Raw genomic sequence first — 12,654 nt, 5'->3', positions numbered from 1 at the left:
ATACCCGCGGAAGAGATGCGAATACCCGCGGAAGAGATGCAAATACCCGCGGAAAGCAGAGATACCCGCGGAAGGAGAGCAAATACCCGCGGAAGAGATGCGAATACCCGCGGAAGAGATGCAAATACCCGCGGAAAGCAGAGATACCCGCGGAAGGAGAGCAAATACCCGCGGAAGGGAGGCAAATACCCGCGGAAGAGAAGCGAATACCCGCGGAAGGGATGCGAATACCCGCGGAAGGCAGAGATACCCGCGGAAGGAGAGCAAATACCCGCGGAAGGGAAGCGAATACCCGCGGAAGGCAGAGATACCCGCGGAAGAGATGCGAATACCCGAGGGAAGCGGAGATACCCGCGGAAGGGAGGCAAATACCCGCGGAAGGCAGAGATACCCGCGGAAGAGATGCGAATACCCGCGGAGGGGAGGCAAATACCCGCGGAAGAGATGCGAATACCCGCGGAAGGGAAGCGGATACCCGCGGAAGGGATGCGAATACCCGCGGAAAGCAGAGATACCCGCGGAAGAGAGGCAAATACCCGCGGAAGAGATGCGAATACCCGCGGAAGGGAAGCGAATACCCGCGGAAGCGGAGATACCCGCGGAAGGGAGGCAAATACCCGCGGAAAGCAGAGATACCCGCGGAAGGAGAACAAACACCCGCGCTATGCAAATAAAAAAATCCCTTCTTTCTATAAAAAAGAAGGGATTTCGATAGTTTATTGTTGTGTTACGCGTGCTGTCCAACGAGATAAATCGGCATCTTTTGCGTCAACAAGGTCTGCAGGGAAGACAAATGTCCAAGGCTTCGTTGAGTTTGGTTGTACAGTTAATACTGGATCCATGTTAAATGAACCATTAGCAATTTGTTTACCTGTGGCATCTATAATTTCTAGTGGTAATTGTTCTAGATTAATAGATTTAGTGTGTCCATTACGGATAAAAATCGATACATTTAGGTTGCCGTTATCAGCTAGCTTTGCTTGTAAGCCGGTGAAATTTACTTCAGTTTCACCTAACTTTGGTAAAGTATCGACGATTTTGGCTAGCTCTTCTATTTGAGCTGCTGGTAATTGTTTTTCCCATGATGGATCTAGTTCTAATTGATGACCACGAAGGGAAACAAGATTGAAGGCAATTTTCCAGCCATCTTCAGGAACTTCGTCTACTTTAATTGCAGATTTTTCGAATTCAAATACCCATGGGCGAGCGCTTTCTGCTGGAATTGTGCCAAGTGCTTTAAAATCGAATTTTTTAGATGCTACAAGCTCGTCATTTTTATCCATGATGAAAAGCTCGATTTCTCCTAGCTCGATTGCTTGTGGTAAGGATGAGCGGAAAAATGCACGAACAAGCCATTTACGAGAGCGTGCGTCTTCTTCAATACTGATAGAAGAAAGAGATAATTGATTTGGTTTCAATGGTTCTAGTTCATTTGCTAAGAAGTTGAAAATGTATTTTTGCTCCTGTGGTACATCCCACTCTGGATGGAATGAAAGCTTTGTTTCAACATCGCGATTATCGCCTGAATTCGTACCAGCTTTTCCTAGTAAGTCTTTTGAGTCAATTGTGTTTTCTTGAACGATTTTGTCTGATTTTTTAAAGAATGAGAATAAGCCCATTATTGTACCTCCTGTTGTGCCTCAATTGATTTCATGAAGCCAGTAATCTCTATAATAATAGAACGACGTAATTCTTGGAAATTCTTACCGAATAACTCAAGTCCCTCGCGTTGATAAATTCGCATTGGATCTTCTTGCTGGTAATGACGTAAGCCAATACCTTCTTTTAAATGAGCCATTACTTCCAAGTGTTTCACCCAGCCACTATCTATATAACTAAGCATGATTTGTGGAAGAACTTCTATTACTTGTTCATTTTCTGCGAATTTCTCTATATGATTGAGCAGTTCTTGCTCTGAAGGTTGAATGTCAGCTAAAATTTGTTTTACTCTGCCCACTTCTCGGTCAATTGTGACAGGTGTAATGAAAAGTGAGTTTAGTGAACTCTCCATTTGATCATAATTCCATTCAACAGAATTAACTTCTTCTGGTGCAGCGTCGAGAACAGCAAATTCAACCGTTTCACGAAGCATTTTTTTTAGCTCGCCCATCAAGTCTTTCTCAGCTAAGATTTTGTCACGTAGACCATAAATAACTGTACGTTGGTCATTGATAACGTCGTCTAATTTTAGGTTGTATTCACGCATACCGTATTGGGAGCCCTCAACAATTCGTTGTGTACGGTTAATGAGTTCTTGAGCATCTTTATTTTGAATAATGCCTTCTTCGTTGACAACCATTTTTGCAGAGAATTTTTCAACTTCTTCTTTTGCATAACGGCGGAACATATCATCTTCAATAGAGAGAATGAAGCGGCTTTCACCTACGTCGCCTTGACGACCTGAACGACCACGTAGCTGATTATCTACACGGCGGCTTTCATGCTTTTCGGTACCGATAACATATAGACCTCCAAGTGCATGAACTTCTTCGCCTAACACGATATCTGTACCGCGACCAGCCATATTGGTAGCTACCGTAATACGACCTTTTTGACCTGCTTGAGAAATCAGCTCAACCTCTTGCTCAACTGTTTTAGCGTTTAGCAATTGGAATTTTAAGCCTTCATTTTTCAAGCTATCGGCAACTGTTTCAGACTGCAGTATAGATGTTGTCCCAACTAAGACAGGTTGTCCCTTTTCGTGACGACGTTTAACTTCAGCTGCTACATATTTATATTTATCTTCTTGCTTGTTGAAAATAATATCAGGCTGATCGACACGTTGACGTGGACGATTGGTTGGAATTTGAATAACTTCCATGCCGTACACTTCTCGAATTTCTTTTTCCTGTGTTTTCGCAGTACCTGTCATCCCTGAAAGCCTCGGATACATACGGAAATAGTTCTGAATTGTAATTTGTGCCTGTGCTTTATTTTCATCGGTAATCGTTACATTTTCTTTTGCTTCAATCGCTTGATGTAAGCCATTAGATAGTGAACGACCTTCTAAAATACGACCTGTGAACATATCAACAAGCTCGATTTTGTCATCCTTTACGATGTAATCAACATCACGTTCAAACATGACGTGAGCACGAACAGCTTGGATAACATAATGGAAAAGTGATTGGTGCTCTAAGTCATACAGATTATCTATATTGAATGCAGCCTCAACTTTTTCAATACCTTTATCTGTTAGGGAAGTAGCTTTCGTTTCATCATCAAAATCATAATCTTCATCTATTTTGAAGCGTTTTGCTAACATAGATGAGATGCGATGTAGTTCATCGTTAGATGGCATTTTACCAGCGATAATCAGTGGTGTTTTTGCCTCATCGATTAGTACACTATCCACTTCATCAATAATGGCGAAGTGATAAGGACGCTGTACTTTATCAGCTAAGCTGTATGCCATATTATCACGCAAGTAATCGAAACCGAATTCAGTCCCAACACCATATGTAATATCTGCATTATAGGCTTCCTTTTTTTCGTCTGCTTCCATCATTGGTAAATTTAAACCAACTGTTAAGCCAAGGAAACGATGAATCTGTCCAACTAGTTCAAAGTCACGTTTCGCTAAGTAATCATTGACGGTAATAACATGAACACCTTTGCCTTCTAATGCACGTACATAAGAGGGAAGGGAAGCAACTAGCGTTTTACCTTCACCTGTAGGCATTTCAGCGATATTGCCTTCAGTTAAAACAAGACCACCAATAAGCTGTACATCAAAATGACGCATTCCTAATACACGTTTTGAGGCTTCTCGTACGACAGCAAATGCGTCCGGGATGATGGATGCAATAGGCTCATCTTGTTGTAAGCGATCTTTGAAAATAAAAGTCATTTCTCGTAATTCTGCATCTGACTTATTAACATATTTTTCTTCGAGACTATTAATTTGTTCTACTATCTTATAGTAGCGTTTTAATTGACGAGCACTCGTTTGCTCTTTATTACTTTTGAAAATTGAGAACATGGAATATACGCTCCTTTAAAGTTGTCTAAATGCTAGACACTACATTATTCTATCAAATTTTACGTGAAGTGACTACATTTGGCATGCAGCATTCTTCCAATCTGAAAAAGAGGAATAATATTTGTGAAATGGTGGAAAATAAATAGAAAAAGTATATTTCGGCGCCGGTTCGTGCTATAATCAATTTGGATTTCAATGTAGATTATTTTTTGAGGAGGAGAGACATGCTCTACGTGTCTATAATAGCAGCTTTTGTTGCTTCAATATTGTTAACTCCACTAGTTAAACGATTAGCGTTCAGAATAGGTGCTGTCGATGCACCAAACTATCGAAAAGTACATGCACGGATTATGCCAAGACTCGGGGGATTGGCGATCTTCCTTTCTTTTTTAATAGCTGTGGCTATATTTCAGCCGATTTTGATAATCAATGAAAATGGTAGTAATTTTTTACTGGCAATTATTATTGGTGCTTGCATTATCGTAGCAACAGGTGTCGTAGATGATATGCGTGAAATTTCCGCAAAGGCTAAATTAGTTGGCCAGCTTATTGCGGCACTTATCGTTATTTTTGTAGGTGGCATTCAAATTGATATGATTACCCTGCCATTTGTAGGTGAATTAAATTTTGGATTCCTAAGTATTCCTTTAACAATTATTTGGATTGTTGGTATTACTAATGCCATTAATTTAATCGATGGCTTAGATGGTCTAGCGGCAGGCGTTTCAACGATTGCCCTTATTACATTAGCTGTCATGGCAATTATTATGCACAATATGTTCGTATTAGCAATCGCAGCTATTTTAGCGGCAGCAACATTTGGATTTTTATTTTACAATTTTCACCCAGCAAAAATCTTCATGGGAGATACGGGAGCATTATTCCTTGGCTTCATGATATCAGTGCTCGCATTGCTTGGATTTAAAAATGTTACAGTCGTTTCATTAATTATCCCAGTTATCATCCTAGGTGTGCCGATTTCTGATACATTCTTTGCGATTGTTCGTCGTGTACGCATGAAGAAAAAATGGTCGGATCCAGATAAATCACATTTACATCACCGATTACTGGATATGGGCTTTACACATCGACAAACAGTGCTCCTTATTTATGGGATTGCAACGATGTTTGGCATGGCCGCAGTGATCTTCTCTATGGCAAAATTATGGGGTGCAATTTTACTTGTAGCAGTTATTTTAACAGCAATTGAACTTTTGGTTGAAGTCATTGGACTCGCGGGTAAAAACTATAAACCATTATTGAATTTTGTGCGGATATTTAATAAATAATAAAGTGAAGGCAATCATACATTTTTGTGTGATTGCTTTTTTTGTGGACTCTTTTTGGAGAGATTTAAGATACAGAGGTCACCCACCACTATAGGTGGTGAAATAAATGCAGAATCAAGCTGCTTTTCAGCGGATGTCCAAACGCCCGCGAAATAGAGGGACTTAGGCTAAGAACTTCACATCCTGTGAAAAAGCCTGAGTGACCAACGTCGTGCCACTGACGCTACGCTTTCGCGCAAAAAACATCGTGCCACTGCCGCTACGCTTTCGCGCAAAAAACATCGTGCCGCTGCCGCTATGCTTTCGCACGAAAAACATCGTGCCGCTAGCCGCTACACTTTCGCGCAAAAACGTCGTGCCACTGACGCTACGCTTTCGCACGAAAAGCATCGTGCCGCTGCCGCTACGCTTTCGCGCAAAAACATCGTGCCGCTGCCGCTACGCTTTCGCGCAAAAAACGTCGTGCCGCTGCCGCTACGCTTTCGCGCAAAAAACGTCGTGCTGCTGACGCTGCATTAGCACTACGCTTTCAAAAGACATTTGTTGGCCCAAAGCCTCCGACGGATGTTACGGAATCGGAAAGGGATTCATATAGGATGTTAGCCTAAAATCATCGCATCCATCCGATAACATCGGTAAAAACGCCACACTCTTGTGGCCTTACCGAAATGACCTCCATCATACCGGCATAAGCGCAAAGCCGTTTCCGGACTATGCTAAGGTATAATAATTCCATAAAAAAAGCCTTTCCACGAATTGAAAGTGGAAAGGCTATAAGTTTTATTAAGCTAGTTAATTCACCGAAGATTCTTCACTTGAATCACTGTCAGTATCGTCTTTTGTGAGGCTTGATGAATTTTCATTTAAGCCAAGGTGGTTTTGCAACGTTTCTTTTGCTTCATTAACAGACTTTTGATTTAATTGATAATAATAAATGCCAGTAGACATATCATCAGTGCCTTCTAAATTTAAAGTATCAATGCGTGGTACACCTTTTGTTAAATAAGATAAGAAGGATTTCATTTCATCAAATGTCATATCCGTCTTCATGTTATCACCAAGTGCCTTAATGACATCATCGTATTTTGATATAGAACCAACAGAAGAAACTTTATTGATAATAGCTGTAAGGATTTCTTGTTGACGCTTACCACGCTCAATATCGCTATCTTGTTTACGTGTTCTTGCAAGTGCAAGTGCTTCACTACCGTTTAAATGCTGCATACCTGGCTTCAAGTTGATTGTAAACTTGTCGAATTCGTCTAACTCATGTAAAGCATAAGGTACTTCAGCTTCAATGCCACCTAATGCGTCAACTACGTCAATAAAAGCATTGAAGTTCATACGCACATAATAGTCAATTGGGATATCTAATAATTTTTCAACTGTATCAATTGTTGCCAGTGTACCACCCATAGCATGTGCATGGGTAATTTTATCTCTATAGCCTACTTTAGGAATGTAAACATATGAATCACGTGGAATGCTTAGCATTTTAATCGTATGCGTTTTATTATTTAATGTCGCTAATACTAGTGCATCGGAACGTGAATGATCAGAACCTTGCCCACGATTATCACTATCGTCAACACCGACAAATAAGATAGATACATTATCTTTTATCGGCTCTACTTTACTATCGCGAAGTGCAGAAACTTCGCGGCCATCTAAATTTTCATGTGCTGAGTCAGCTGCATGTTTCACTTGTTTAGTAAGATAAACACCATAAGCAGTAACACAAATTGCCAAACTAGCAATGAGAAGTAGGGAAACTTTTATAATTAAGGACGTTCTAGAAGATTTCTTTTTGTACTTTTTACTTTTCATTTATATTCTCCTCTAAGTTATGGGGATTAGAATACGATTAAACTAAAATTTATGCAAATACAAGTAATAATATGCAGTTGATAAAATAGCTTAACGTTAAAATTATACTATGCATAAATAGTTTCGGCAATTAAAACTATTTATCTACAATAAATTCAATAAATTGAGCATTCTCAAACGTAATGTTCGCTTGTCCATTTGTCATTTCTGTTACCCAGTTTCGGAACAGTTCTTCTTTCTCTTTTAACACGGATACAATAATGTCGACGCCTTCCAAATAGCGAATTTCCTCTAAAGTATAAGATGAACCTCGAATTTCGTTTTCCACTTTGCCAAGCCATGTGTAATCAACGGTAATTTTCATAAAATGATGAAGCTTGCGTTCGACAACCTGGGCAGCGAGTAAACCTTCTGTTGTCGCTTTGCCGTACGCACGAATGAGACCGCCACCGCCAAGCTTAATGCCGCCAAAGTAACGTGTGACGACAACGACCGTATCTTTTAAACCTTGTTTTTTTAGGACTTCTAACATAGGGACGCCAGCTGTGCCGCTAGGTTCCCCGTCATCATTAGCTTTTTGAATATGATCATGCTCACCAATCATATAGGCTGAACAATTGTGTGTCGCATTATGATGCATTTTTTTTATGCGTTCAATAAAAGAAATTGCATCCTCTTCCGTTTCTGCACGTTCTATATAAGTAAGAAAGCGAGATTTAGAAATAACAATTTCGCTTTCTCCGTATCCTTTTACTGTTAAATAGTTTTCTCTCATCCGTACCAATCTCCTTTTAGGTAGAGTTCTATTCGAGTTCTATTCTATAATTTTCATAAAGAAAAAGCATTAAATTTTAACAGGGTGATGATATAATAGGTGTAGACTATGTAATTGGTCTATTGAAATGGTAAGTAATCATAAGACATTAGACTGGGGAGTATACTATGTTTTCAAATGATACCTTCGATTTAAAGTCGCTTGATGACATATTTAATCGAATGTTAGAAACAATCATGAGCTCAAAGGATGATATCTTCATTATAAGTGAACAAAGCCGTAGAAGTTTCGAAGATATGCAAAAAGAGCTAGAAATTGTTCGAAAACAAGTTTCAATTGTTATTGATGAAGGCGATGCTTTAGAAAAAAGTACACAGCTTGCCAAGCAAAGACTTGTGTTAGTGAGTAAAGCTTTCGATAATTATACCGAAGAACAAGTTAGAGAAGCATATGAAACTGCACAGGATTTTCAAGTGAAGCTCTCCGTTATTAGAACACAAGAAAAGCAACTACGTGATAAAAGAGATGATTTAGAGAGAAGATTAAGAGCACTACTCGATACGATTGAACGTGCAGATCATATTGTCAATCAAGTAAATGTCGTTTTGAATTACTTAACTTCAGATTTAAAAAATGTTGGTTTAGCACTTGAACAAGCAAAAATGAAACAAGATTTTGGTATACGTATTATTGCGGCACAGGAAGAGGAGCGCAAACGCCTATCGAGGGAAATCCACGATGGACCTGCTCAGATGCTAGCAAATGTACTGATGCGCACTGATTTAATAGACAGAACGTATCGTGAAAAGGGCATTGAATATGCTTTGGCTGAAATTACTGATTTAAAGAAAACGGTGCGTAATGCATTATCAGAGGTGCGACGTATAATCTATGATTTAAGACCAATGGCACTGGATGATTTGGGAATTGTTCCGACATTAAAAAAGTACTTATCGACAGTGACTGAATATAATCCTGGTGTTGAAGTTCATTTCCAATCAAGAAGCACCGAAAAACGGATACCATCCAACTATGAAGTATCTATTTTCCGCTTAGTGCAGGAATGTGTAACGAATGCCATGAAACACGGGAAATGTAAGGATATTTGGGTAAAGCTTGAGTGGTTGAAAGATGCCGTAAATATCGTTGTAAAAGACGATGGCATAGGTTTCGATCCACAGAAAGTTAAAGACCATTCCTTTGGGATTCTAGGTATGAAAGAACGGATTGAAATTTTGGGTGGGACAATCTCAATTACAAGTGAGATAAATCGAGGTACGACGGTTTTATTTAAAATTCCGTTAGAAGTAGAGTGAAACGATTGTTTGAGGAAATTTAGGGGGTAAAGACAAATGACGAAGATTATTATTGTAGACGATCACCAGCTATTCCGCGAAGGAGTAAAGCGTATTTTAGATTTTGAAGATACGTTTGATGTGGTAGCAGAAGGTGATGATGGTACAGATGTAGTTTCTTTATATGCTGAAAATCAACCTGATGTTGTACTAATGGATATTAATATGCCGGGGAAAAATGGCGTAGAGGCAACAGCAGATTTAATTAATGAATACCCAGATGCAAAGGTTATTATGCTATCCATCCATGATGATGAAACATACGTAACACACGCACTAAAATCTGGATCACTTGGCTATATGCTGAAAGAAATGGATGCAGACGAAATTGTTGAAGCTATTAAAGTAGTTGCGAATGGTGGATCTTATTTACATCCAAAAGTAACTAAAAATTTAGTAGCGGAATTCCGTCGTCTTTCTGAGCATGAAAATAAAGGTAACTTCCATCAAACAGAAATTCGTCGCCCATTCCATTTGTTAACAAAGCGTGAATGTGAAGTATTACAATTATTAACAGATGGACAATCGAACCGTACAATTGGTGAGACACTGTTCATTTCTGAAAAAACAGTTAAAAACCATGTTTCAAGCATTTTACAAAAAATGAATGTAAACGACCGTACACAAGCTGTTGTTACAGCCATCAAAAATGGCTGGGTTGAAGTACGCTAATAGCATACATCGAATTTAACTTCTTTCAGTAGAACTGAAAGAAGTTAAAGCCTCCGGCGGATGTCACGGAATCGGAAAGGAGTGCTTAGGGGATGTTAGCCTAAGATCATCGCATCCATGCGATAACGGCTAACTGACCTGCATCGTGCAGGCCCTAGCACAAAGCCGATTCCGGACGCAATTATGCCGAGGCATAATTGATACTGTTTTTAAAGGCTACTAAATTATTTAGTAGTTTTTAAAGCAGTTTTTTTAGTGGGAACGAATCTTCAAAAAGTGTAACAATTTATACATAGGGGTCGATTTAATCGTGCAACATTTTAAAAGCATGGGCGTCATAAGGAAGATGTAGCACCTAAATGTTGAAAATACACAACAAAATTCCTACAACGGGATTTATATGCTACAATATGCGCGGGAGGTTTTTTGATGTTAAAGAAAAGTTTTCTAGCAGTTCTAACTTTATTAATGTTAACTGCCTGTGGTAATAAAAAAGATGAAATGAGTGCGGAAGACCGACAAAAAATCATTGATGATGGAACAGTCGGATTTGAAATGAATGGTGGACAAATAACAAAGGCAGAAAATGTCCCAGCTAATGAAGGAAAAGCGATCTTATTAGCCTTTAATGAATATATTGAAGCCTTTAATTCAAAAGAAATTGATCGTTATATGCAAACGCTCTCGAAGGATCCAAAAGGTTTCGACTATGATGAAGAAAAAGAATTCACGACAGACGTATTTAAACAGTCGGACGTTAAACGAGATGCTAAAGATACTACAATCATAAAATATAACGAAAATGAAGCACAGGTCCATTCCAATATAACATTGCATTTCGTACAAACTAAAACAAATGTGAAGCATGAAAGTGCAGGACAACAAGTAACAGTATTCGTCAAAGAAGATGGACAATGGAAGGTCACTAGCGTCTTTTATATGGACGACACGAAATCAAGTACTGGCAAATAAAAATGAGGATCTCTTCATTCAGGCTCATCACTAAGAGTTGAGGTTGGGCGATTTCCTGGGCATTAGCGTCAAAGATAAGCCCCTAGAGCGAGCGCAGTAGCGGAACGATGGCTAAAAGCAGCTTATTGGACTTGCTTCATTAAAACGGAAATCAACCCCACATGATGGTGATGAGCCTTTACTTATTCAAAGAAGGATTAGTAGGATGAAGACCAGCCTCGTTTGGCTAAGAGGAAATAAATTCTTTACTATACATAGGAAATGAATGTGAAATGAATGCTAAGTTTATCAATTTAGCAGATGTCTAGAATGATGAAAGAGTGAAGCGACTTCCTTCTATTCGACGTTCAGACAAGATTACGTTATGTCGTAATTCATTTCACATTCATTTCTTTTTATCTTCATTCAGTAGCCTACTGAAGATAGGAGAACTCAGTCTAAGAACGCCAGGTCCTGTGGCAATTTAACTGTGCGAAAGCGAAGCGACAGCAACACGGTTTTAACTGTGCGAAAGCGAAGCGACAGCAACACGGTTTTAACTGTGCGAAAGCGAAGCGACAGCAACAACAACAACACACGACTGAGTGACCAACTTCATGTTGGCCTAAAGCCTCCGGCGGATGTCACGGATTTTGAAAGGAATGAATATAAGGATGTTAGCCTAAAACCTTCGCATCCTGCGAAAACGGCTAACTGACCTGCATCCAGCAGGCCTATGTACAATTCAAAATCCAGACAACAATTGCGTCGAGGCGCAATTGATTGTAAACTATTTAGAATAGGAGAGTGGACATGGATGAGGACAGCAATCGTAACAGATAGTACTGCATATATTTCGGCTGAGGAACGAGCGCGCTTAAACATTCATATGATTCCGTTAAGTGTAAATATCTCAGGTCAACTTTTTGAAGAAGAAGTAGATATCACGGCATCTGAATTTTATGATAAAGTACGCGGGGCAAAAGAATTCCCAAAAACAACCCAGCCTCCAATTGGCGAATTTGTCGCTCTCTTTGAAGAGTTGGCAAAAGAGTATGATGAGGTAATATCTATTCATTTATCAAGTGGAATCAGTGGTACATATCAAGGTGCCATTCAAGCAGGCGGGATGGTGGAAGGCATTGATGTGTCCGCTTTTGATAGTGAAATATCCTGTGCGGTGCAGGGTTTTTACGTTCTACGAGCAGCTGAAATGGCGGCTCAGGGCTTTTCCGCAAAAGAAATTCACGCTTCATTGGCGGATATGAAGCAATCAGTTCGTGCTTACTTCATTGTAGATGACTTAGCGCACTTACAACGTGGGGGACGTCTGTCTGCAGCAGCGGCATTAATCGGTGGCTTATTACAAGTAAAACCGATCCTGCATTTTGCGGACAAGGTCATTGTACCTTTTGAAAAAATTCGTACACGTAAAAAAGCATTAAAGCGTGCGGAGGAGCTACTAGCTGAGGATGCTAGTAAGTATGAAGCGCTGGACGCTGTAGTGATCTATGCCAATTGCCAGGCAGAAGCCGAAGAATGGCTAGCACAACTAGCAGTAACTTACCCGAACGTTAACTTTAAATTGAGCTATTTCGGTCCCGTTATTGGCACACATTTAGGTGAAGGCTCAATGGGTCTAGGCTGGACAAAAAAATAATAGTAAGTGAGACAGTCTCTACAGTAACTATGTAGAGGCTGTTTTTTTGGTTCTATAATATTTTTTGGGGTATTCGCACAATTCCACGCATAAAAAAAGCACAGATTCACCGATTTATATATACTTGAATTGTCGAGAAACAA

The 12,654-nt window shown here is 39.6% G+C and carries 10 protein-coding genes; 6 read left to right on the top strand and 4 right to left on the bottom strand.

Features of this window, described 5'->3' with window-relative positions:
• On the top strand, positions 1-715 hold a 715-nt coding region (locus tag ACQKN2_RS20495; RefSeq protein ID WP_427416583.1), incomplete at its 5' end, for a hypothetical protein.
• Position 716: 1 nt separating this feature from the next.
• Here the strand turns inward: ACQKN2_RS20495 and ACQKN2_RS20490 are convergent.
• Together ACQKN2_RS20490 and secA2 are read right to left on the bottom strand one after the other, a co-directional pair.
• Positions 717-1,619 carry an accessory Sec system S-layer assembly protein gene (locus ACQKN2_RS20490; protein ID WP_427416582.1) on the bottom strand — a complete coding sequence of 301 codons (903 nt, stop codon included), beginning with the start codon at positions 1,617-1,619 and terminating at the stop codon, positions 717-719.
• Positions 1,619-3,982, bottom strand: a complete 2,364-nt coding sequence (gene secA2, locus ACQKN2_RS20485; RefSeq protein WP_427416581.1) for an accessory Sec system translocase SecA2 — start codon at positions 3,980-3,982, stop codon at positions 1,619-1,621. Before secA2 ends, ACQKN2_RS20490 begins: the two co-directional genes overlap by 1 nt.
• Positions 3,983-4,206: 224 nt before the next feature.
• Here secA2 and ACQKN2_RS20480 point away from each other — a divergent pair, with 224 nt between their 5' ends.
• Positions 4,207-5,271 carry a glycosyltransferase family 4 protein gene (locus tag ACQKN2_RS20480; RefSeq protein ID WP_427416580.1) on the top strand — a complete coding sequence of 355 codons (1,065 nt, stop codon included), beginning with the start codon at positions 4,207-4,209 and terminating at the stop codon, positions 5,269-5,271.
• 792 nt (positions 5,272-6,063) lie between these two features.
• Here the strand turns inward: ACQKN2_RS20480 and ACQKN2_RS20475 are convergent.
• Both ACQKN2_RS20475 and ACQKN2_RS20470 read right to left on the bottom strand, forming a co-directional pair.
• Entirely contained in the window at positions 6,064-7,098 is a 1,035-nt protein-coding gene (locus tag ACQKN2_RS20475) for an LCP family protein (RefSeq protein ID WP_427416579.1), read from the bottom strand.
• A gap of 136 nt (positions 7,099-7,234) precedes the next feature.
• Positions 7,235-7,873, bottom strand: coding sequence for a YigZ family protein (locus ACQKN2_RS20470; RefSeq protein ID WP_427416578.1), 639 nt, complete (start codon positions 7,871-7,873; stop codon positions 7,235-7,237).
• 167 nt (positions 7,874-8,040) lie between these two features.
• Between ACQKN2_RS20470 and ACQKN2_RS20465 the strand changes: the two genes are divergently transcribed.
• The 4 genes from ACQKN2_RS20465 to ACQKN2_RS20450 all read left to right on the top strand — a co-directional run bounded on the left by ACQKN2_RS20465 (position 8,041) and on the right by ACQKN2_RS20450 (position 12,511).
• Entirely contained in the window at positions 8,041-9,189 is a 1,149-nt protein-coding gene (locus tag ACQKN2_RS20465; RefSeq protein ID WP_427416577.1) for a sensor histidine kinase, read from the top strand.
• A 36-nt stretch (positions 9,190-9,225) separates the two neighbouring features.
• Complete coding sequence (locus ACQKN2_RS20460) at positions 9,226-9,900, top strand: response regulator (protein WP_079559471.1); 675 nt, start codon at positions 9,226-9,228, stop codon at positions 9,898-9,900.
• Positions 9,901-10,329: 429 nt separating this feature from the next.
• Complete coding sequence (locus ACQKN2_RS20455; protein ID WP_427416576.1) at positions 10,330-10,872, top strand: nuclear transport factor 2 family protein; 543 nt, start codon at positions 10,330-10,332, stop codon at positions 10,870-10,872.
• 796 nt (positions 10,873-11,668) lie between these two features.
• Positions 11,669-12,511: a DegV family protein gene (locus ACQKN2_RS20450; protein ID WP_427416575.1), complete on the top strand. Its 843-nt coding sequence runs from the start codon at positions 11,669-11,671 to the stop codon at positions 12,509-12,511.
• The last annotated feature ends 143 nt before the right edge of the window (positions 12,512-12,654 follow it).

The sequence above is a fragment of the Lysinibacillus sp. NPDC093688 genome, assembly GCF_050280145.1.
Lineage (GTDB): Bacteria > Bacillota > Bacilli > Bacillales_A > Planococcaceae > Lysinibacillus > Lysinibacillus xylanilyticus_B.
Note: the sequence above shows the minus strand (reverse complement) of the source record. Positions and strands in the feature narration are given on the sequence as shown.